Below are 22,725 nucleotides of genomic sequence, written 5' to 3'. Positions count from 1 at the left end.
AGATACCTATGTCGACCTCTTCTAACAACAGCGCGCCCCTGGAGGCGCGTTCAGCCGCAGCGCCAGCGCGTCGGCATCGCGGCACTAAAGTACGCCGTCAGCGGGTCAAAGCGGCTTGGCTGTTCTTGGCGCCCATGTTGATCGCATTAACGTTGGTGGCTGGCTGGCCGTTAATGCGAACATTTTTTCTAAGCTTTACCGATGCCTCACTATCGGATCTGGGGGCGGCTAATCTAATCGGATTTGAAAACTATCTGGTTTACGACAATGGCCGCTGGTTCGGGGTTCTTGCTGACCCAGTCTGGTGGCAATCTGTTTGGAATACGGTTTATTTTTCGGTGGTATCTGTCTCTTTAGAAGTCATTTTCGGTGTCATTGTGGCGCTGATTCTAAATGCAGAGTTTAAGGGTCGGACGATTGTTCGCGCGGCAGTGCTAATTCCGTGGGCAATTCCAACCATCGTTTCCGCCCAAATGTGGGCGTGGATGCTCAACGATCAGTTCGGCATCATCAACCACCTGCTAATGACGGTTGGGATTATCGACAATCCGATCGCCTGGACAGCTAGCGCGACTTACTCAATGTGGGCCGTCATCATGGTTGATGTCTGGAAAACAATTCCGTTTGTCGCTCTGTTAGTGTTAGCCGCCCTACAGATGTTGCCAAAAGATTGCTACGAAGCCGCAGAAGTAGACGGCATTCACCCCGTGCGTGTGTTCTTCAAAGTTACCCTACCGCTGATTACGCCTGCTTTGATGGTGGCGGTGATTTTCCGCCTTCTAGATGCCTTGAGGGTGTTCGACGTGATCTACGTACTGACCTCTAACTCGACCAGCACGATGTCGATGTCAGTCTATGCGCGTCAGCAGTTGGTTGAGTTCCAGGATGTTGGTTACGGCAGTGCGGCCTCTACCCTGTTGTTCTTGATTATTGCCCTGGCCACCGTTGCTTACCTCTATTTAGGCCGTAACAAAATACAACTAGGAGGTGACTGATGAACCAACGTCAGTTAGCCAAAATTGCCAAGCGCGTCGGCTTTTGGGCCTTAATTGCGCTGATTATGGTATACGCCGTTTTCCCATTTTATTACGCGGTCATTACCTCACTTAAACCTTCCAGCGAGCTTTTCCAGGTTGAACTTTGGCCCTCCAATTGGAACCTGGACAACTATGCGCAGATTTTTAGCCAGTCGAGCTTTATCCGTGCGATTTTTAACTCGGTAGTCGTAGCATTTAGCGTTGTTTTCATCGCGCTACTACTGGGTATCACCGCCTCTTACGCGCTTGGCCGGGTTCGCTTCCGTGGTCGCTCGACCGTCATGCTGGTCATTCTTGGGGTTTCCATGTTTCCTCAGGTTGCGGTGCTCTCAGGCTTGTTTGAGGTGATTCGCGCACTAAATCTCTACAACAATCCCGCGGGCCTCATTCTGAGCTACACCATTTTCACGCTGCCCTTCACCGTCTGGGTACTTACCACTTTCATGAAAGAACTGCCCATGGAGTTGGAAGAAGCCGCCATTATGGATGGCGCTACGCCCTGGATTACGATTACTAAAGTCTTCCTACCGCTAATGTGGCCCGCCATGGCAACCACTGGCCTGCTCGCCTTTATTGCGGCGTGGAATGAGTTTCTGTTTGCCTTAACCTTCACACTCACTGATGCCCAGCGCACCGTGCCTGTTGCCATTGCCCTGCTGTCAGGTGGTAGCGCCTACGAGCTGCCTTGGGGGCCAATCATGGCCGCGTCGGTGGTCGTCACCGTGCCCCTGGTTATCTTGGTCATCATTTTCCAACGTCGCATTGTTTCAGGCTTAACTGCGGGCGCAGTTAAAGGCTAAGCGTGGGTGTCATTTACGTTTCATTAAGGATTTATTCATGCAAGACAACCTGACCTGGTGGCGCGGCGGCGTTATCTATCAAATTTACCCGCGCAGCTTTTTAGACAGCCGTGGCGACGGTATTGGTGACTTGAAAGGCATTACCGAAAAGCTCGATTACGTCGCTTCTTTGAATGTTGACGGTGTCTGGCTATCGCCTTTCTTTACGTCTCCCATGTTGGATTTCGGTTATGACGTCAGCGACTACCGTGACGTTGATCCAATGTTTGGCACCCTAGATGATTTCAAGGCGTTGCTCGACAAGGCCCATTCACTTGGGCTGAAAGTGATGATTGATCAAGTCATCAGCCATACCTCCGAACAGCACGCTTGGTTTAAAGAGAGCCGCCAGAATCGTACCAACCCCAAAGCCGATTGGTTTGTATGGGCAGACCCTAAGCCCGATGGCACACCCCCTAATAACTGGCTATCTATTTTTGGCGGCCCTGCTTGGACCTTTGATTCACGTCGCCAGCAGTATTATCTACACAACTTTTTGACCAGCCAGCCGGATGTCAACTTCCACAACCCGGAAGCTCGTCAGGCACAGCTGGATAACATGCGCTTCTGGCTGGATCTTGGCGTTGACGGTTTCCGCCTTGATACCGTCAACTTCTACTTCCACGACGCCGAGCTGCGTGACAACCCACCGGTATCCAAAGGCGAATCCAAAACCTTGGGCGCACCGGAGACTAACCCCTACACGTGGCAGCGTCATGTCTACGACATTAGTCGCCCTGAAAACGTAGATTTCTTAAAAGACCTACGCGCCTTGATGGATGAGTATCCCGGCACTACGAGCGTGGGTGAAATCGGCGATGACAACCCACTTGAGCGCATGGCTGAGTACACCGCAGGCGGTGACAAACTACACATGGCTTATACCTTTGACTTGCTCAATAAGCCAAGCTCCGCCAGCTATATTCGTCATGTTATTGAGCGCTTTCAGCGCTTAGCGGGCGATGCCTGGCCCTGCTGGGCAACATCCAACCATGATGTTGAGCGCAGCGCATCACGCTGGGGAGCTGAAGAAGATCCCATTGCTTACCCTAAAGTAATGCTCGCCATGCTGTTCTCCCTACGCGGCAGCGTCTGCCTTTATCAAGGGGAAGAGCTAGGGCTGCCAGAAGCCGATGTGCCCTTCGAGCGCATTCAAGACCCTTACGGCAAAGTGCTCTGGCCAGAGTTTAAAGGCCGAGACGGGTGCCGCACGCCGATGCCATGGACCGATGGCCCCCAGGCAGGTTTCTCGGCCATTGAGCCATGGCTCCCGGTAGAAAAACGCCATCTGCCATTGGCGGTTAGCCGGCAGCAAACAGACTCGGACTCAACGCTTAACGCTGTGCGCCGGATGCTGACCTTCCGCCAAGCGCACTCCGCGCTGTTCGACGGTGATTTAGAGTTGATTGAGGTTGGCGAGGAGTTACTGGGCTTTATTCGTCAAAATGACCAAGAAAAAGTGCTGTGTGTCTTTAACCTGACGGGGAATGAGCGGCAAGCAGCACTCCCCTTAGACGTCATCGGTGACCTGAAAGGACACGGCTTCGCTACGACACGTCAAGATAATGTGCTGACGCTGCCCGCCTATCAAGCCGCCTTCATGCACGTTGCTTAGTCACATCAATGGTAATACTTAATAACAATACTCAATAACAACACTCAATAACGATAGTCGGCCCGATACGAGGAATGCAGCATTGAGGCCGACAAGGAGTTAACCATGGCAAGTGTTACGCTTGAAAAGATCAACAAAGTATTTGGTCGTGATCACATTATTAAAGACGTTGACCTGACCATTGGCGATGGTGAATTTGTCGTCTTTGTTGGCCCATCCGGCTGTGGCAAATCTACGCTACTGCGCCTTATCGCGGGTCTTGAGTCGATCACCGACGGTGACTTAAACATTGGTGACACGCTGGTCAATGACCTTCCTCCACGAGAACGTGGTGTGGGCATGGTGTTCCAGTCGTATGCGCTTTACCCGCACATGACCGTTTATGACAACATGGCCTTTGGCTTGAAGCTTGCCAAAACGGACAAAGAGACGGTCCATGAACGGGTAATGAGTACCGCTAAAATTTTGCAGCTTGAAGACCTGTTGCACCGCAAGCCGAAAGCACTGTCAGGCGGTCAGCGCCAGCGTGTTGCAATGGGCCGCGCGATGGCTCGGGAACCTCGCATTCTGCTTTTTGATGAGCCGCTTTCTAACCTAGATGCGTCGCTGCGAGTACAAATGCGCAACGAGATCGCGAGGCTGCACAATCGGCTGGGCTCTACGATGATTTATGTGACCCACGACCAAGTCGAAGCAATGACCCTGGCAGATAAAATCGTGGTGCTAAAAGGCGGCCATATCGAGCAAGTAGGCAGCCCACATGAACTTTATCAACGCCCAGCCACCCAGTTTGTCGCAGGTTTTATCGGTTCACCGACGATGAATTTTATGCCTGGGGAGCTTGCCAGCGGTTCAACAGATGGCTGTCGGGTGACTGCAAAAGGGTTGGGAGAGATCGCACTGCCCCAAGCCGCAGATAGCTATCGTACCGGCAGTTCGCTCACCTTAGGCATACGCCCCGAGCACCTACGCTTAGAGGCACCTAAGGGCGATAACTGCTTTGAAATTTTCAATGTCGAGTACCTGGGTAACGAGGTCTATGTCTACCTAGAACCCAAAGAGGGCGATACACTGCTTATCCGCCGCAGCGAAGCCCCGAGCCAGTGGGAAGAAGGCCAAAAAGTATCCCTAGTGCCTGACATTGAGCATGTGCATCTATTTGATGAAAATGGTGCGGCGTTGATGCTTTCTGAGACACGCTCTGCGGCTTAACGAACACTATCGACTGCGCTGTTGCTGAGCGAACAACGGCCTTTGATGCTGCTACCTCTATAGCAACGGTAGTGGAAACAACGTCAAGGCCGTATTTTTGTGCGCCAGATTCAATTCATTAGCCTGCGATGTAAAATAACGCCCAAATAATTAAACAGGATAGGAAACCCGTGACTGCCCATCGTCGAATGACTCTCAAGGATCTTGCCACAGAACTCGGCGTTTCCACCGCGACAATATCAAACGCTTTCAATCGCCCCGACCAGCTATCACCGCTGCTGCGCGATCGTATTTTAAGCGAGGCCAAACGCCTTGGGTATAACGGTCCAGACGCCAAGGCCCGCAGTCTACGCACCGGGCGCTCCAGCATTGTTGCGGTTATTCTTGCCGAAAGCCTGACCTACAGCCTCAATGATGCTGTCGCCAGTGAGTTTTTATCCGGTGTCGCTGAAGTACTTGATGCTCATGGTCATACCATGCTGCTACTGCCTGGCAGAGGCCATGCCTCCCAGCCGCCAGGGTCTGCAAACATTGCCGATGGCTTTATCGTTTACGGCCTGATGCCTAATAACAAGCTTCTAAGCGAGCTGCCTGCGCAACGCCCACTGGTGTCTGTGGATTTCGACATTGATGGCAGTCCGACTGTGCATATCGATGACCAGGATGCGAGCTACCACCTTGCTCAACATGCGTTAAAAGCACGCCCCCAGCGCCCTGCGGTGGTTAATCTTCGTCTGACAAAAGAGTATTGCAACGGCCGAATAAGCAATCAGCACACGCTACTTCCAGACAGCAGCACCATCAGCCGTGCACGCTTGGCCGGATTTCAGGCTGCACTCACCGAACATGGCTTTGATACTGAACAGATCCCATTATGGAATATCGAAGAGAACGTGTTTGACGTGTGCTCACCCGTGATCACAGAAATCCTTGACTTGCCTGCCCCGCAGCGCCCGGATCTACTGTTATGCATGTCAGACCGTATTGCGCTTACCGCGCTGACGCTGGCCGAACAGCGTGGCATTCACGTACCAAGTGAACTAAGAATTACCGGCTTTGATGGCATTGCTGAAGGGCAGTACCGGGCGCCGCGTTTAACGACCGTGCGCCAGGACAGTGCGGGCAAAGGCCGCGTAGCGGCAAAAATGATTCTGGGGCGGATACCCAAAACCCAGCAGCTACTCAAAACTGAGTTGCTGCTGGGCGACACTTGCCCATAAGGGTCGGCCAGGTGTTATTTGGCCGTTTTCTGCATGGCAAGAGCGGTATCTAGCATCCGGTTGGAGAAGCCCCACTCATTGTCGTACCACGCCATAATTTTCACCAGGCGGCCATTCACACGGGTGTGATTGGCATCAAAAGTAGACGAATGTGCATCATGGTTGAAGTCAATAGACACCAGCGGCTGTGCGTTAACCGCTAGCACAGACGAGTTCGCCGCTGCTTTTTCAACAATGGCGTTGATCTCCTCTTTGCTGGTATCGCGGCTTGCCGTAAATGTTAAATCTACCAGGGAAACGTTGATAACCGGTACGCGTACGGCTAACCCATCAAACTTACCTGCCAGCTCCGGCAAGACCAAACCAACGGCCGCTGCTGCGCCTGTTTTAGTCGGAATCATCGAATGCGTCGCGCTACGCGCGCGGTAAGGGTCGGAGTGATAAACATCCGATAGGTTCTGGTCGTTGGTGTAGGCATGCACCGTGGTCATCAAGCCATTTTCAATACCTACAGCATCGTTTAACGCTTTGGCGACAGGTGCCAAGCAGTTAGTCGTGCACGACGCATTGGAGACCACCGTGTGCTCCGCCGTCAGAATATCGTCATTAACGCCATATACGATAGTAGCGTCAGCATCAGGGCTGGGGGCAGAGATCAGCACACGCTTAGCACCCGCCTCTATATGCTTGGCAGCGGCTTCTCGCTTGGTGAACAAACCAGTGCACTCCATGACGAGATCAATGTTCATCGATGCCCAAGGAAGCTGGCTAGGGTCTCGCTCCGAGAGGATCGCGATACGGTCGCCACCCACACGAATACTTTCGGCATCATGCTCAACGGCAAATGGAAAATGGCCGTGAACCGTATCGTGACGCAACAGGTGCGAGTTTAGGGAAGGATCACCTAAATCATTAATCGCAACCACTTGGATACGATCCCGATAGCTGTTTTCGTACAGCGCACGCAGTACGTTACGACCAATCCGCCCAAACCCGTTAATAGCAACTCTTATTGTCATGGTGGCACCTCAATCAAGCAGTGGTAGTCGATGGCGCATTCAGTAAAAAATTACTAAAAATACGTATTTATTTTCCTTACAGACAGTTTTCGCCTTTCAAAAACTGCCAAAAAGACTAGAAACACTCCAATATGTAGTAAAATTACTATACAAGGACTATCGTAGTCCAATAATTAATCACCGCCAAGATGATCAGCAGGAGTAACCTTTATGACTCGTCCAACCTCTCCCACTCCCCTTCGCCGTACCAAGATTGTCGCGACACTTGGCCCAGCAAGCGATCGCCCTGGCGTGCTGGAAGCCATGCTAAAAGCGGGCGTTGATGTCGTGCGGCTAAATTTCTCCCATGGCGCTGCCGACGATCACCGCCGCCGCTTGCAAGAGGTACGCGAGATCGCCCAGCGACTAAATCGCAGCGTAGCCGCCCTGGGTGACCTGCAAGGGCCAAAAATCCGTATATCACGCTTTGCCGAAGGCGCCGTTCATTTGGACATTGGCCAGGCCTTTGTGCTCGACATGGCACTCGATGCCAATAGCGGCACGGCCGAGCGGGTTGGCTGTGATTACAAGTCGCTGATTGACGATGTCGCCCCTGGTGACTGCCTACTGCTGGATGATGGCCGTGTCGTGCTGGACGTCACCTCGATTATTGGTCAAGAAGTGCACACGCGCGTTCACGTAGGTGGCAAGCTTTCCAATAACAAAGGCATTAACAAGCAAGGCGGTGGATTATCCGCCCCGGCGCTTACCGAAAAAGATAAAGAAGACCTAAAAACCGCGATCGATATCGGGGTGGATTACCTGGCGGTATCGTTCCCACGCAGCGCTGCTGATATGCAAGAAGCGCGCGACCTGCTTGGCGAAGCAGGCAAGGAAATAGGCTTGGTTGCCAAGCTTGAGCGCGCCGAAGCGGTTGCCGATGATGAGACACTGGATGGCATTATCGAAGCCTCTGAAGCCGTAATGGTCGCGCGAGGCGACTTAGGCGTAGAAATTGGCGATGCCGCACTGATCGGCACTCAAAAACGCATCATCAAGCATGCTCGCACACTTAACCGCGCGGTCATTACTGCCACACAAATGATGGAATCGATGATTGAGTCGCCACTGCCCACCCGCGCGGAAGTATTCGACGTGGCTAACGCAGTGCTTGATGCTACCGACGCTGTCATGCTTTCCGCGGAAACAGCCGCGGGTGACTATCCAGTAGAAACCATTCAAGCGATGGATCGGGTATGCCTCGGTGCTGAACGCGAGCGTATTGCTCAGTCATCAGGCCACCGTATTCATGAAGGCTTCGAGCGCATTGATGAAACCATTGCCCTCTCTGCCATGTATGCCGCTAACCACCTCACCGGGGTACGCGCCATAGCCTGTATGACCTCGACAGGTTATACGCCACTGATTGCTTCACGCATTCGCTCTGGTCTGCCGATTGTTGGCCTTGCACACAGCCCGATTGCCCAACGGCGTATGGCGCTTTACCGCGGCGTCGTGTCGATTCCCTTCGACACCACCCATATGGATCCTAAAGAGCTCAATCAAGAAGCCGTCAAGCTACTCCAAGCGCATGGTTTGGCACACCCTGGCGATCATGTCATTCTTACCCGCGGCGATCACATGAACGCCCACGGCGGCACTAACACCATGAAAGTGCTGGCCGTCGAAGAAGCGTAAACCTAACCGCGACCTGAAATAGCCGGAATGTTAACTGGAGAGCCATGCCATGAGCGACGCACGTCCACCCCGCCAAGCCGTACGTACGCTGCAACCGCGTAAACGCATTGCGCTAATTGCCCACGACGGCAAAAAAACCGAGATGCTGGAGTGGGCAACACGCTGGCAGGAAACGCTCAGCCAGCACACTCTTATTGGTACGGGGACTACCGCTGGGCGGCTCAAAAATACGCTTGGCCTAGAGGTCGAGGGGTTGATGAGCGGGCCGCTGGGCGGTGATCAGCAAATTGGTGCGCGGATTGCCGAACAACAGCTAGACGTGCTGATTTTCTTCTGGGATCCGTTTGCCCCTCAACCCCACGATCCTGATGTCAAAGCGCTGCTGCGTTTAGCCGCGCTATGGAACGTGCCGGTGGCATGCAATGCGGCGAGCGCCGACTTTTTACTGTCGTCGCCCTATCTCAGTGAACGCTACGATATGTCTATTCCGGATGCACAGGCCTGGGCTCAAGCCCGCACGGTATAGCTCTAAACAACTCAAGTCCTTAACAATTCAAGCACTGAACGAATCAATGGGGCTTATCGGGTACGTAGGTGGCGCGCCACGACCTGCTGCCCGCACTGATAGTCGCCGTTCATGGCATTCAGGGCGCAGCGCAGGGTGAGTTCAGCAATGCGATCATAATCTTGCAACGCTGAATTCACCGCTTGCGGCAGAAAATCCAGCAAACGGTGGTCGCCAAAGGTGGCCAACCGCATACTATCTGGTAACCCGCCGCGCTCCAGAAACACGTCAAATACCCCTTCCATCAGCACATAAGACGCGGTGATCAACGCATCAGCGCCGCCCTTCCCATCCAGCAGTTGAGCGGCAAGACGGGCGCCTTCGCTACGCTCGTAGTGCGTACCGCTAAGTAAAACCGGCTCGATAGAGCTGTCTTTTAGCGCTGACTGAAACCCCACTCTCCGCTCGCGACTGATCGACAAGCTTGGCATCGCTTCTAACCACGCCACCCGCCGTGTGCTATCCGTAATGACCGAGCGGGTTAGCGCATATGCCGCGTCTTGATCGTTACTGACTACACTGGCAAAACGTGTCGGCGCAAGCCCACGGTCCATGCCCACAACACACCAACCTTCATCCACCAACTCAGCATAGAAGCTGTCATCTTCGGCCAGGCAGCTGGCGGTAATAAGCACCTCACAGCGCTGCGCGCGAAGCGCTAGCGCTAAGGCACGCTCGCTATCGGCACAGTCATCTGAGCTAGCCACCAATAGCTGATAGCCCTGCTCTCTCGCGCCACGCTCTAAGCGTTTCGCCAGCCGCGCATAGCTGATATTTTCAAGGTCAGGCACGATCAAACCAATCAGCCGACTTGCCCCACGACGCAGCGCCGCTGCCTGCGGGTCAATGTGATAGCGATGCTGCCGCACGACCGCCATTACTTTCTCAATGGTGGCATTACTAATACGCCGTTGCTCGGCCTGGCCATTAATTACATAGCTCGCCGTGGTGCGCGATACGCCCGCAAGCCGGGCAATGTCGGCAAGTGTCATGCAATTCTCCCTCTGGTTGCCGGTGTAGTTTATCAGCCGTTTCTCCCCACCCAGACTAAAGTCTAGAAAGACAACCCTTGTGTCTTTAAGTGAATCGATTCAGCATAGCCAACTAACCACAGATGACACGATTCATCCAGCGAAGCTCAACGCGCTACGACCAACGTTTAAGCATGATCACGCTGCAGACATTACCCCAGGCTGACAGCGTTTACAGGAGAACCCTATGTTAACTCTCGGCCCAGATGACATCTTGCTCGACCGCCATGCGGACGACTGGCAAGCTGCACTCGACATCGCCGCCAAGGCGCTAACGGATGCGGGTTTAGTTGAGGCCGAGTACCGTGATGGCCTCCATGCCCGTGAAGCGCAGTCGTCAACGTATCTTGGTAACGCGATTGCCATTCCACACGGCACGCCGGAAAGTCGCCAGCACGTAAAATATACCGGCGTGAGAGTACTGCAGTTCCCCAAAGGCGTTCAGTGGCACGACGGCCAGACAGTCTATGTTTTGGTGACGATAGCCGCGCAAAATGATGAGCACCTAGATATTCTGCGCCAGCTGACCCACGTCTTAGACCGCGAAGGCGTCGCCAATCAGCTCGCCAGCGCCAGCTCGGCTGTCGAGGTAGCGCGCTTACTTTCCAAGCCGGCGCTTGAGCCGCGCCTGGATGCCGATACGCTGTGCATTAACTTCCCCGCTCGCGACCCTCAAGAACTCGCCCTGGCCGCTGCCGCTCGGCTGCGCCAAAGTGGCTGCGTTGATAACGCTTTTATTAGCGCCATCGCCAGTGCTTCCCCCCAATGGCTGGGCAAAGGATTTTGGTTGGCAAGCCACACCCAAGGGGTGACACAACCCGCACTAGGCGTTGCCACGCCAGCCGATCCTAAACTTGAGCATAGCGGCCACCCTGTCCACGCACTGTTCTGTTTAGCGGCCAGTGGCGATGCCCACCGCCCACTGCTGGAACAGCTACTAGCCATGTTGGAGAACGGCGAAAGTGACAGTTTGGTGGGCAAAAGCAGTGCACAGCTGCTGGCCACGCTGGCGGGTGAAACCGCCAACACTCAGACTCGCCGCGTGCGCGTCTTGAACCCCCATGGCCTGCACGCCCGCCCGGCAAAACAGCTGGTACAGATCGCCCGCGCGCAATCAATGCCGATTAACGTACGCCTTGAAGAAGGCAGTGCTTCCACGGTTTCTGCCGCCAGCCTGACCAAAGTGATTGGCTTGGGAGCACGGCGTGGTCAGTGGCTGATCCTTTCTGCCGAAGGCGACCAGGCAAGTGCCGCGCTAAGCACAGTGGCCGCCGCCGTTGAAGATGGTCTAGGTGAGAAAGTAACGCCGTTCGACGGCGGTTTTGATACCAAGTCGGTGACTAACACGAGCAAACCCGTTGAGCCGTTAGTCGTTGATGCGCCCCACACCGGCGTTGCCGCCTCGCCGGGCTTAGCCATTGCGCCGGTGTTTGTGATTCGCCCGAAGCAGTTCGACTATGCTGAACACGCCAGCGACCCCGAACATGAAATTAGTCGCCTGAAAGCGGCACTCAAAGAAGGCGCCGCTCAACTTCAAGCACTGGTGCATAACGCCCCTGGCGGCGAAGTGGCCGACATTCTCTCGATGCACGAAGAGATGCTCGACGACCCCGAGCTGCATCACGCTGCGATTGATGCGATTCGTGAAGGTCGCACAGCGGAAGCCGGTTGGTGGAATGCTATTGAAACCGCCGCTCACGCCCAGGAAATGCTTGCCGATCGCCTATTGGCCGAGCGCGCCGCTGACCTGCGCGACGTAGGCCGCCGCGTACTAGGGGTATTGTGCGATGTCCAACTGCCAGAGCCGCCTGACCATCCGTATATTCTGGTGATGGATGACATCGGCCCTTCCGACGTTGCCCGCCTGGATACCTCACGGGTACGCGGCCTGCTTACCGTGCGCGGCGGCGCCACCGCACACAGTGCTATTCTGGCTCGTGCGCTGGGCATTCCCGCTGTTGTCGGTGCTGGTGAAGCCGTCATGGCGCTGCATAACGGCAGCATGATGATTCTGGACGGTGAACGAGGGCGGGTTACCTCACAGCCTTCCGAAGAGCGCCTGCAGCGCGCGGAACAACAGCTTCTCGACCAGCAACAGCGCGAAGCCGATGCCTGGAAACTACGCTTTGAGCAAGCCCAAACCCGCGATGGGCATCGGGTAGAAGTGGCAGCCAATCTGGGTAACACCGCCCACGCCACCGATGCGGTTGAACGCGGTGCCGAAGGCGTTGGCCTGCTGCGCACCGAGTTCCTGTTTATGGCCTACTCCAGCGCACCGGACCTAGCCACCCAAATTGCCGAGTACCGCGCAGCCACCGATGCCTTGGATGGCCGTCCGCTGGTCGCGCGTACTTTGGATGTAGGTGGCGACAAGCCATTGCCCTACTGGCCGGTTCCCCAGGAAGACAACCCATTTCTTGGCCTACGCGGCATTCGCCTGGCGCTGACGCAACCTGAGGTGCTGGAGACTCAAATCCGCGCGCTGCTGATGGCAGCTGTCGGCCGTCCGCTACGCATCATGCTGCCGATGGTTAAAGATGTCGCTGAATTCCGCGCCGCCAACGTCATCTATGACCGCCTGCTTAGCGAAATCCCACCACAGCAGCGCGCCACTGATGTGCAACTGGGCGTGATGATCGAAGTACCCTCCAGCGCACTGCTAGCACCTACGCTGGCGGCCGAGGTGGACTTCTTCTCCGTCGGCACTAACGATTTAACTCAGTACACCCTGGCCATCGACCGTGGCCACCCAGAGCTTTCTGCCCAGGCCGATGGCTTGCACCCCGCCGTGCTGCGTTTGATTCAAATGACCGTCGATGCCGCCCATGCCCACGGCAAATGGGTCGGCGTATGCGGCGAGCTTGCCTCGGACGCCATGGCCGTGCCAGTCCTGGTAGGGTTAGGCGTTGATGAGCTTTCCGTCAGTGCGCGACAAATTCCGCTAGTCAAAGCTCGCCTGCGTGAATTTGATCTTGCCGATGCAAAAGCCACTGCCCAGCTAGCGCTAAGCAAAGCCACCAGCGATGAGGTGCGTGATGCCCTGGAGGCCCGCTAATGGCCCAGGTAGTATGCATTACACTCAACCCTGCGCTGGATTTAGCGTTCAACCTTGAAACTCTGACACTTGGCCATGTAAACCGCCCCCACAGCGCCCAGTTAGAAGCCGCGGGCAAAGGTGTTAACGTAGCACGCGTGCTGGCCAGCTTAGGCCATCAAGTAATTGTTAGCGGCTTTCTCGGCCAGGACAACGACGCACCGTTCAGCTTGGCATTCCCCCTCTACGGCGTGGAAGATGCCTTTGTACGCGTACCCGGCAGCACGCGCATTAACGCCAAGCTGGCGGAACAGAGTGGCCGCGTCACTGATATTAACGGCCCCGGCATGCCGATTGAGGCTGCCCATTTGAATGCCTTACGAACGACCCTAGACGATTTGTTTCAGCGCCTCGCTCCGCCCCAAGCGGTCGTCGTTGCCGGTAGCCTTCCACCGGGTATCGATCAACCGCTGTTTGCTGAACTACTGACCACCCTAAAAAGCTATGGCGTACCACTTTGGATAGACACCAGCGGCCCAGCACTGCTGACCGCCATTGCTGCTCAGCCTGCGGCTGTGAAACCTAACGAAACGGAACTCGCCGACTGGGCTGGCAGCGCGCTAGATTCAAATCAGCAGCGCCAGATCGCCGCCGAGCGACTGCACGCCAGCGGCATAGAGCACGCCCTGATCTCCGCAGGCTCAGAGGGCGTTTTATGGGTTAGCTCACAGGGCACTTGGCAGTCCACGCCGCCTAGCGTAAACGCCACCAATACCGTTTGTGCGGGCGATACCTTTGTGGCTGGCATGCTCCATGGGCTGCTCAGCGACTTCGCCCCGCAAGACACCCTTCGCTTCGCAACGGCACTCTCTGCCGAAGCGGTTCGCCACGTCGGCGTGGGCACCCCCCACGCCGACGACTTTGACTTACTCCAACAACAGACTTTGGTACGGCGTCTTGACGACACCATCACCAAGGGAGCTACGCGATGAAGCTTATTCTAATTACCGCCTGCCCCAGCGGCATGGCGACCACCTTTCTGGCCGCCAAGCGCCTTGAGCAAGCGGCCACGCGGATGGGCTGGAGCGCCCATGTGGAAATGCACGGCGAAATTGCGCCGCTGCAGGCAGCCACCGCCGAACAAATTGCTCATGCCGATCTGATCGTGGTCGCTGCCGATCATGTTCCTGCCCCAGAACGTTTTGAAGGCAAACGACTTTTCCAGGCGCCGATTGCCAGCGCCCTGCCCGACCCCAGCGCCTTTTTAACTCAAGCCAAGCGTGAAGCACCGATTTACACTGCTCCTGCAACCCCTACCACTGCTGCCACTCCAGCGAGCAATACGGGTGGCAAGAAGATTGTCGCTGTTACTGCCTGCCCCACCGGTGTTGCTCATACCTTTATGGCCGCTGAAGCGCTAGCCGAAGCAGGCAAAGCCATGGGACATGCCATTCGCGTGGAAACCCAAGGGTCAGTGGGCGCTCAGGATCATTTAACCGAGCAAGAGATCGCCGACGCCGATGTGGTCGTACTGGCCTGCGATATCGACGTTGACCCAGCGCGGTTTGCAGGTAAGCGCATCTACCGCACCTCAACCGGCAATGCGCTAAAAAAGCCCCGTCCCACGCTGGAAGCTGCTCTTGTTGATGCTAGCGTAGAAAACGCCAACAGCGCTTCGGGCAACGCCAATAAGAGTGTTAAAGAGAAAGGCGTTTATAAGCACCTACTCACTGGCGTGTCGTTCATGTTGCCCATGGTGGTAGCAGGCGGCTTGCTGATTGCGCTGTCGTTTGTGTTCGGCATTGAAGCCTTTGAGCAGCAAGGCACACTGGCCGCTGCGCTTATGCAAATTGGCGGTGGTACCGCCTTCGCGCTAATGATTCCGGTGCTGGCAGGTTACATTGCCTACTCCATCGCCGACCGCCCCGGTATTGCTCCAGGTATGATTGGCGGTATGTTGGCGGCCGACATTGGCTCCGGGTTTATCGGCGGCATTTTGGCAGGCTTCCTGGCAGGCTACGTAGCCCTCGCGGTGACCCGCTACGTTAAGCTGCCCTCCAGCGTTGAATCGCTCAAGCCCATTCTGATCATCCCACTAGTGGCCAGCCTGGTCACTGGCCTGACGATGATCTATGTGATTGGCGAGCCTGTCGCTGCATTGCTGAATGCGCTGACCAGCTTCCTGGCCTCGATGGATTCTACTAACGCGGTGCTGCTGGGCATTCTATTGGGCGCCATGATGTGCTTCGATTTGGGCGGCCCCGTCAACAAAGCAGCCTATACCTTCGGCGTGGGCTTGTTGGCTTCAGAAACCTACGGCCCAATGGCAGCCATTATGGCGGCAGGTATGGTGCCAGCGATTGGCATGGGTATTGCCAGTTTCGTAGCGCGCAATAAATTTTCCGAACCAGAACGGGAGGCAGGCAAAGCTTCGTTTGTACTCGGCTTTTGCTTTATTAGTGAAGGCGCCATTCCCTTCGCGGCGAAAGACCCGTTGCGGGTTATCCCCGCGTGCATGGTGGGCGGTGCGATCACCGGTGCGCTTTCCATGCTGGTAGGCGCGAAACTAATGGCACCTCACGGGGGTATCTTTGTGCTGCTGATTCCCAACGCCATCACTCCTGCACTACTCTACCTTGGCGCGATTATCATCGGCTCGCTGGTAACCGGTTTAGGTTATGCCTTTATCAAACGCGGCGCCGCTCACGTCGCCGTTACCAGCTAAACGCTTGAACCTCAGCGCTGGGCAGGCTGCCGCCTGTCCAGCGCCTCTTTGGCGATGCATCTCCCTCCTCAGCCCCACGCCAGCAACGGTTTATTACCAATTTTTTAACCATAAATCGCTTAACAGTTGCTTAAATCGGGGTTTTATGTAGTATTTTTACCTAAATAAAGTCATAAATAGTACAAAGCACGAGCCTGCAATAGAGCGCTCGTCACTTAATAATGATCTAAAACAACAGGACCGCCTTCTATGTTTCAACTCACTCGCAGCGTTACTTGGCAGGCACTTGAACGCCTGCGCGACAAAACCGCCAACGATCGCATTCGTGATTACTTCACCAATGACCCGCAGCGCTTTGAAAAAATGAGCCTACGGGTGGGCGGCCTGTTCCTGGATTACTCCAAACATCACGTGTCTGATGAGGTACTCGCCAAACTAATTGAGTTGGCCGACCACTCTGCCCTGGTTCAACGTCGTGCACAGATGTTCTCTGGCGATATTATCAATGTCACCGAAAATCGCCCGGTACTCCACACCGCACTGCGCAATTTAAGCGATGAACCGGTACATGTAGACGGCAATGACGTGATGCCGGAAATCAACCGCACCCGGGAACAAATCAAGCAGTTCTCAGAAGCGGTGAGAAACGGTGAGTGGAAAGGCTATAACGGCCAGCGCATCAAAGACGTGGTCAATATTGGCATTGGTGGCTCAGACCTCGGCCCCAATATGGCCGTACGCGCGCTACTCAAATACCGCCACCCGGAACTGCACTTCCACTTCGTGTCCAACGTCGATGGCACCCATATTCAGAAGGTGCTTTCACGACTAGACCCGGCGACCACGCTGTTTATCGTTTCCACCAAAACCTTCTCTACCCAGGAAACCCTGCTTAACGCCAAAACCGCACGGCGCTGGTTCGTGGAAAATGCCGGTGAAGATGCCGACGTAGGCGCCCACTTTATTGCCGCTTCCACTAACCGCAAAGCGGCGATGGAATTCGGCATTCGTGAAGAGAACGTGTTCGAGTTTTGGGCCTGGGTGGGCGGTCGCTACTCCATGTGGTCGTCTATCGGGCTGCCGATTGCGCTTTCAATTGGTTTTGAAGGCTTTATCGAGCTGCTGGAAGGCGCCCATGAGATGGATCGCCACTTTATAGAAGCGCCCTTCGCGCAGAATATGCCCGTTCTGATGGCCTTGATTGGTATCTGGTACATCAACTTTATTGGCGCCGAAACCCAGGCCATCGTGCCCTACGATCAAGCCTTGAACCAACTGCCTTCGTTCCTGCAGCAGTTGGATATGGAGTCTAACGGCAAGTCAGTCGATATTTTCGGCCACCCGGTTAACTACAAAACCGGCCCGATTGTTTGGGGGCAAACCGGCTCTAACGGTCAGCACGCTTTCTTCCAACTACTGCACCAGGGCACCCGCTACGTGCCGATTGATTTTATTGCCTCGCTGAAACCCGAACCCGGCGTGGAAGACCATCACTTCGCCCTGCTGACCAATATGCTCGCCCAGGCCAACGCCTTTATGGAAGGCAGCCAAGGGGACAGCAAAGAGCTTAGCCAGCACGATCCCTACAGCTGCCCCGGTAACCGCCCTTCCAGCACGCTGCTACTGGATGAGCTAACGCCAAAAAATCTGGGCGCGCTGATTGCCCTCTACGAACACAAGGTGTTTGTGCAAGGCGTTATCTGGAACATCAACTCGTTTGATCAGTGGGGTGTGCAGCTTGGCAAACGCATTGCCGGTGAAATCAGCGAGCGCATCGATACCAACGCCGCCGACTTCGACACCTCAACACAAGGTCTACTGGAGCTGGTACGCGCTCATTTTCCTGGCGACAGCAGCGCAAAGCAAAGCGCGCCAGCCAGTACTGATAAAAAGCAGGCAAGGAAGAAGCGTTAAGCGGAGAATTGGAGAAACGCTAGATAAACAAACGCCTTGGCTTTTCAGCCAAGGCGTTTTTGGTTTGATCTTTGATGCCAGTATCGACACTGGTTGAAAGCGATCAGAAGCATCGAGCCACCTAAATTAATCCGGCGCAAATTGCTCGAAGACCTGCTGTCCGGTCATTTTCTCAGTCTGGTTGTTAAGCTCGTAATAGTCGGGCTTCTCATCAATAAATATTTCGCTAGTGAGTTGGAACGTCTGCTCCTGGAACAGGCCTGCTGGGAGAATATACTCATTGCTGGGGAGCAGATGATAGAACAGATGCGTCCCACAGGTTGCACAGAAGCCCCGCTCCGCCCAATCAGACGAGCGGTAGGCGACAGGCTCAGCGCCAGAGAACTCTACCGGACCACCGCAATGCACGGCGAACATAGGCCCGCCCGACCAGCGCCGACATAGTGAGCAATGACAAACGCTGACCTGCTCGTGGCTAGGCGCAGACACTTCGATGGAACCGCAAAGACATGTGCCTTTCATGGCAAACTCCTTTACCGTTAGCCCCCATAGCAGCTGCTCTTGCGATGCTGGCGAGAGCTAGGCCACGGTAGGCTCATTGAACAATATTCTATTGGAAAACGGGTCGACCACTTCAAACACCCTATCGCCCCACGGAGCTGTAGTTATTTCAGGGCGGCTAAACTTGTAACCACGGGATAGAATCTCGCGGTATAAGCCTTCAAGATCATCAGTATTCACAAACGTTTTAGCGCCAGGGGAGCAATCCCCAGAGTGTTCGCTGAGGTGAAAAACCAGATCACCTCGAGATACCTGCATATAGACAGGAAAGTCTGCTTCGAAGCGATGCTCCCAATCAAGCGACATCCCCAAAAACTCAAGATAGAACGCCTTGGCTTTAGCTTCATCAAAAATTCGTATAATCGGAATGGCTTGAAAATGCACTTATGCTCTCCTGACAAACAGCGCTTTAACTAACCTTAAGTGTTCGATTTAAACAGGCGCAGAGTTGCTCTCTATGCCATAGGTTTGGCGTATATACTCAACGGCTCCAGCCATGCCACTAAGCACCGCTGTCGCTGAATGAAAGTTTTGCTGTTGAGACATTTCCGTGGGTAATGCCAAGCAGCTTATGCCAGCCCGAAAGGCGGCTTCAAGACCATGTTGTGTATCTTCAATGGCGAGACACTCATCCGCAGCAACGCCAAGTCGTTGCAGAGCCAGAAGATAGCATTCAGGTGCGGGCTTACTATTTCGGACATCATCGTTAGAAACAATCGTCAAGAACTTATCTTCAAACCCATTGGCCTGCAGCGTTCTTTGAACACCATTTGCACTAGCGCCTGTCACCACTGCCAGCTTCAAACCCGCACTGTGGAAGTAAGCAATCGCCTCTCGTACGCCAGGCATTAGCGGGAATGCCTGACTAGCAAGGTAGTCCTGCGTCGCAGCGTTCTTCGCTTCTATAAGTTGATCAGGGGACACATCAATCCCAAACCTCTGCACCAAATCCACGGCATTGGCACGCGTTGGTAAGCCTGCATAGTGGGCTCTGTACTGCTGCTCGGACAATTCAACGCCATATTGGCTCAGAATAGGTATCCACATTTGAAAATGGATATGTTCAGAACTGACGATCGTCCCATCGTGATCTAGCAAAATTGCGCGAAGTGCCACATGACCTCCTAGAAATAGAGCATTTACGAGTAAGTTACTTACTCACGGCCTTGAAAAAACCAAAACACTAAGGTTCTAACCTTGCCCTCAACAACTCTTTAGCAATTGCTTTGGCTTTTACGGCAGCTGTTAAATCCCCCATCACATGAGCTTGAACAGTCGCCCCTTCTTTTAGAGTAGCTACCGCTTCCGACAACATAGTCACCGTCTTTTCATCAACGAATATTTGTGACATATACCCGCTTATCAAGCCAAGCATGGCTCTTTTATGGCTAGCGCACTGTTGATGTACGGGATGATTTAAGTCACTGAATTCAGCACTGACATTGATGAAATAACAGCCATGGAAAGGATAAATTAGCGTTTCTCTCCCATTAAACCAATCATCCAACGCATCGAACAAAGCAAAAATTGCGCTTTGTCCATCAGGTGCGCCCTGGGTGCGCCCTTCAATCCAGGAAAAAAATTGCCGATCACGATAGTCAACCGTTGCAGCGATCAGGGCTTCTTTGCTGGAAAAATGATGGTACAGCGTTTTTTTTGCCACGCCTGATTCAGCGATGATCCGGTTAATACCAATGGCATGCACCCCGTGGCGGTAAAACAGCCCAAAGGCGACCGAAACTAACTGCTCTCTTCTGTCCACAGCACAACCTCACCTTCATTTTACGAGCAGCATAATATTGACGCGCAGAGACCGATCTGTCTACCATAGTCAAAAAAGGAGACAGATCGGTCTCCATTGCCTTAACTCTTTCGCCCAAGGATCCATTTATGAGAATTTCCCTGTATTTACCTGCTCAACAGAAAGCAGCCCTGCTCGCTGGCATTGGAGCGACTGGATGCATCACAGCACTCAGCTTGCTAAGTTCACACAGTGACGCGTTATGGCTAATGGCCCCCTTTGGCGCCACCATGGTGATACTGTTTGGATTACCCGCTAGCCCATTAGCCCAACCACGCAACGTGATTGCGGGTCACTTAATAACGGCGGCGTTAGGACTAATGGTGGCTCATTTTTTTGGCGTTCATGAATGGACGCTGGGCTTGGCAGTCGGTTTATCGATAGTCGCTATGATGCTTACCCACACCATCCACCCACCTGCAGGTGCTAATCCCCTACTGATTATGCTAGCGGGAGAGCACTGGCATTTTTTGATCACTCCCGTGGCGTCTGGAGCCCTTCTAATTGTGGGATTCGGATACGTGTATCACCGGTTTGTTTCAGGGCAACCGTACCCCAAGCAATGGTTTTAGTAGAAGAGGATCGTAGTGCAGAACGAGTGTTCGTAAGCGAAAATCTTAATCCGTTTGTTCGTGGCATGCTTAGCTGTGCTCTTGAGTGCATTTATTAGCACTCACAAACCACTGCCCGCATACTTTATCTTCTTATATAGCTCACTGATAAAATTGACTCCCACTATCAAGCCCACACCAAGAGCAATGACGACGAGAGAACCATAGGCAATACTACCTGACCAGATCCACTGACTAATCGCTGTGCCAATATGTTGCAAAGTGAGATAAACACCTATCAGAAAACTACCTGCACGGACTAAGCCTAGTTCGTGCAGTGATAACTGAGAGTCAGCGTTATTAGCTGGATGAATTTTATTAGCCAGCGGTTCTGCCACTAGCCAAAGTACAGCGCCGACAATAAGAGGCATAACAATCATTGCTATCAGGGTGACTAACCACTCGTCATATGATTCTGTCGAGCCTGGGCCAAACAGCATCGGCGCTAGGGCAAGTAGCGGATTAAGCGCAATATACAGCGCTAAAATGCGTAACAAGATAATAGAGAAATTTTTCATAGAATATGTTCACACTCCCTGTGATTTACATCGATATAAACGCCACATGATGAATATCGGGGGCTGACGATATTATCCTAGTTATTTATCACCACTATTTCACTTAAAACAGTGACCTCTCTTCAAGCGCACTTAGCCAAGGAGCATCTGAAACATAAAAAATACCCCTTGGCACTTTCGGGCCAAGGGATATCGGTTACGTCAGCAACATCGCCTCGTTTTTCAGTTCGACGCGCAGGCCTACTACCCGGTCGATGGCTTACAGGCTGTAAGAATGCTAGCGCTTGAACATATCATCCAGGCGATTGGCAAACAGTACATCACGCATCCAGCCTTTCAACTGGTCATGATCGGCTTGCACAAGCTGCGCTTCTACCCAGTCAGGCACCTCACCAAACTTGAATGTGAGCTGGGTGCGTACTACCTCGCGCGCTTCAGTCAAACGTCCTTCTTGCCGTCCTTCCAGGCGTTCTTTCTTGACCAGGTTCTCTAAATTCTCTGCCAACATGTCTTTATCCTCCATCAAGCTGTCAAGCCGATCCAGGTTGACCTCTGTGCCCAGCCGATACAAATGTCGCTTGAGCCAGCGGGTAATGATCCGGTCGATACGCTCCTTGTTGGGCTCAGCCTGGATGATCGCCACCACCCGATCCACGGCGTTCTGTAGGGCTTCCCAACTTTCTCCGGCATTTTCCACACCGAATACACCGCTGAGCGGTGTCTGGCGTAAGCCCAATTCTTCATTAGTATAGCGCCCTTCATCGACCAGAAAATAGCGCAGGCGCGGTTGATAGACCTGCAGAAAACTCGGCGGTTCCGGCTGCACCATCTCGTAGATATCCAGCGGGGCTGTCCAGGGCTTTGAACCGTTGTACAGCACCACCGGAAACACCGGTGGCAGGCCTTGGCTGGGCGTAATGACCTTCTGTTTGAGTAGTTCGCTGTAAAAGCAGGCGACATAGTGCATCAGCCGAATCGGCATGCTGCGATCAACCGCTGACTGGAACTCTAGGAGGATGTACAAAAATACCTCCTGCGTCATGCCCTGCCAGGTGACTTCCACCGACCACACCACGTCTTCGATCTTCTCTTCGAACAGCGGTGTGATGTAATGACCACTGTGCTTCTTGAGCGTCGTGAAATTCATTAACCCGGCAATTTCAGGCGGGGCAAAGCCTTCTATTAGTTGCTCAACGAACTCGGGGTGGCTAAATAGCTCTTTATAGCCCGTATCATGGTGATGAGTCGCCATAATGTGTCCCTGTTAATCGTAACAACGTCAGAATACCATGGAGAGCGATAGTCAACGTACCGCATGATTGATATGTAGTGATTCAATAAAATCA

Annotated in this window: 20 protein-coding genes; 12 read left to right on the top strand and 8 right to left on the bottom strand. The window is 53.9% G+C overall.

Annotated elements, in window-relative coordinates; genetic code table 11:
- Positions 1-8: 8 nt before the first annotated feature.
- The 5 genes from IR195_RS07175 (at position 9) to IR195_RS07155 (ending at position 5,923) form a co-directional block, all read left to right on the top strand.
- The gene (locus IR195_RS07175; RefSeq protein WP_038483262.1) at positions 9-995 is read left to right on the top strand and encodes a carbohydrate ABC transporter permease; all 987 of its coding nucleotides are present in this window, start codon (positions 9-11) and stop codon (positions 993-995) included.
- Positions 995-1,837 carry a carbohydrate ABC transporter permease gene (locus IR195_RS07170; protein WP_120387153.1) on the top strand — a complete coding sequence of 281 codons (843 nt, stop codon included), beginning with the start codon at positions 995-997 and terminating at the stop codon, positions 1,835-1,837. The genes IR195_RS07175 and IR195_RS07170 overlap by 1 nt, the downstream gene beginning before the upstream one ends.
- Positions 1,838-1,874: 37 nt before the next feature.
- The gene (locus tag IR195_RS07165; protein WP_206049124.1) at positions 1,875-3,491 is read left to right on the top strand and encodes an alpha-glucosidase family protein; all 1,617 of its coding nucleotides are present in this window, start codon (positions 1,875-1,877) and stop codon (positions 3,489-3,491) included.
- Positions 3,492-3,596: 105 nt separating this feature from the next.
- Positions 3,597-4,703 (top strand): ABC transporter ATP-binding protein, encoded by a 1,107-nt coding sequence (locus IR195_RS07160; protein ID WP_206049123.1) that lies wholly within the window; start codon positions 3,597-3,599, stop codon positions 4,701-4,703.
- Positions 4,704-4,891: 188 nt separating this feature from the next.
- Positions 4,892-5,923 carry a LacI family DNA-binding transcriptional regulator gene (locus IR195_RS07155; protein WP_206049754.1) on the top strand — a complete coding sequence of 344 codons (1,032 nt, stop codon included), beginning with the start codon at positions 4,892-4,894 and terminating at the stop codon, positions 5,921-5,923.
- A gap of 14 nt (positions 5,924-5,937) precedes the next feature.
- Here the strand turns inward: IR195_RS07155 and gap are convergent, their stop codons facing one another.
- Positions 5,938-6,942 (bottom strand): type I glyceraldehyde-3-phosphate dehydrogenase, encoded by a 1,005-nt coding sequence (gene gap / locus IR195_RS07150; protein WP_125747046.1) that lies wholly within the window; start codon positions 6,940-6,942, stop codon positions 5,938-5,940.
- A 210-nt stretch (positions 6,943-7,152) separates the two neighbouring features.
- Between gap and pyk the strand changes: the two genes are divergently transcribed.
- Together pyk and IR195_RS07140 are read left to right on the top strand one after the other, a co-directional pair.
- Positions 7,153-8,619, top strand: a complete 1,467-nt coding sequence (gene pyk / locus IR195_RS07145) for a pyruvate kinase (protein ID WP_206049122.1) — start codon at positions 7,153-7,155, stop codon at positions 8,617-8,619.
- Between the two features lie 49 nt (positions 8,620-8,668).
- The gene (locus IR195_RS07140) at positions 8,669-9,145 is read left to right on the top strand and encodes a methylglyoxal synthase (protein ID WP_089037944.1); all 477 of its coding nucleotides are present in this window, start codon (positions 8,669-8,671) and stop codon (positions 9,143-9,145) included.
- A gap of 53 nt (positions 9,146-9,198) precedes the next feature.
- On the opposite strand, the gene cra is transcribed toward IR195_RS07140, so the two are convergent.
- Positions 9,199-10,176 carry a catabolite repressor/activator gene (gene cra / locus IR195_RS07135; protein WP_125747043.1) on the bottom strand — a complete coding sequence of 326 codons (978 nt, stop codon included), beginning with the start codon at positions 10,174-10,176 and terminating at the stop codon, positions 9,199-9,201.
- 226 nt (positions 10,177-10,402) lie between these two features.
- Between cra and ptsP the strand changes: the two genes are divergently transcribed.
- The 4 genes from ptsP to pgi all read left to right on the top strand — a co-directional run bounded on the left by ptsP (position 10,403) and on the right by pgi (position 17,888).
- The gene (ptsP, locus tag IR195_RS07130) at positions 10,403-13,270 is read left to right on the top strand and encodes a phosphoenolpyruvate--protein phosphotransferase (protein WP_206049121.1); all 2,868 of its coding nucleotides are present in this window, start codon (positions 10,403-10,405) and stop codon (positions 13,268-13,270) included.
- Complete coding sequence (pfkB, locus tag IR195_RS07125) at positions 13,270-14,241, top strand: 1-phosphofructokinase (RefSeq protein WP_125747039.1); 972 nt, start codon at positions 13,270-13,272, stop codon at positions 14,239-14,241. The genes ptsP and pfkB overlap by 1 nt, the downstream gene beginning before the upstream one ends.
- The gene (locus IR195_RS07120) at positions 14,238-15,974 is read left to right on the top strand and encodes a PTS fructose-like transporter subunit IIB (protein WP_206049120.1); all 1,737 of its coding nucleotides are present in this window, start codon (positions 14,238-14,240) and stop codon (positions 15,972-15,974) included. Before pfkB ends, IR195_RS07120 begins: the two co-directional genes overlap by 4 nt.
- 249 nt (positions 15,975-16,223) lie before the next feature.
- Positions 16,224-17,888 carry a glucose-6-phosphate isomerase gene (pgi, locus tag IR195_RS07115; protein WP_206049119.1) on the top strand — a complete coding sequence of 555 codons (1,665 nt, stop codon included), beginning with the start codon at positions 16,224-16,226 and terminating at the stop codon, positions 17,886-17,888.
- A gap of 126 nt (positions 17,889-18,014) precedes the next feature.
- On the opposite strand, the gene IR195_RS07110 is transcribed toward pgi, so the two are convergent.
- From IR195_RS07110 to IR195_RS07095, 4 genes are all read right to left on the bottom strand, one after another.
- Entirely contained in the window at positions 18,015-18,410 is a 396-nt protein-coding gene (locus IR195_RS07110) for a GFA family protein (RefSeq protein ID WP_125747032.1), read from the bottom strand.
- A 57-nt stretch (positions 18,411-18,467) separates the two neighbouring features.
- Positions 18,468-18,833, bottom strand: coding sequence for a glyoxalase superfamily protein (locus IR195_RS07105; protein ID WP_206049118.1), 366 nt, complete (start codon positions 18,831-18,833; stop codon positions 18,468-18,470).
- Between the two features lie 48 nt (positions 18,834-18,881).
- Positions 18,882-19,565, bottom strand: coding sequence for an HAD family hydrolase (locus IR195_RS07100; protein WP_206049117.1), 684 nt, complete (start codon positions 19,563-19,565; stop codon positions 18,882-18,884).
- Positions 19,566-19,632: 67 nt separating this feature from the next.
- Complete coding sequence (locus IR195_RS07095) at positions 19,633-20,211, bottom strand: TetR/AcrR family transcriptional regulator (RefSeq protein WP_206049116.1); 579 nt, start codon at positions 20,209-20,211, stop codon at positions 19,633-19,635.
- 128 nt (positions 20,212-20,339) lie between these two features.
- Between IR195_RS07095 and IR195_RS07090 the strand changes: the two genes are divergently transcribed.
- Positions 20,340-20,822, top strand: coding sequence for an HPP family protein (locus IR195_RS07090; protein ID WP_125747023.1), 483 nt, complete (start codon positions 20,340-20,342; stop codon positions 20,820-20,822).
- Positions 20,823-20,923: 101 nt separating this feature from the next.
- Here IR195_RS07090 and IR195_RS07085 read toward each other — a convergent pair whose 3' ends face one another.
- Positions 20,924-21,379 carry a hypothetical protein gene (locus IR195_RS07085; protein WP_206049115.1) on the bottom strand — a complete coding sequence of 152 codons (456 nt, stop codon included), beginning with the start codon at positions 21,377-21,379 and terminating at the stop codon, positions 20,924-20,926.
- Between the two features lie 277 nt (positions 21,380-21,656).
- A complete protein-coding gene (locus IR195_RS07080) occupies positions 21,657-22,631 on the bottom strand; it encodes an Rpn family recombination-promoting nuclease/putative transposase (RefSeq protein ID WP_125747019.1) in 975 nt (324 codons plus the stop codon).
- Positions 22,632-22,725 lie beyond the last annotated feature (94 nt).

The sequence above is a fragment of the Vreelandella venusta genome, assembly GCF_015689495.1.
GTDB lineage: Bacteria > Pseudomonadota > Gammaproteobacteria > Pseudomonadales > Halomonadaceae > Vreelandella > Vreelandella venusta.
This window is presented reverse-complemented; position numbering and strand designations above follow the sequence as displayed.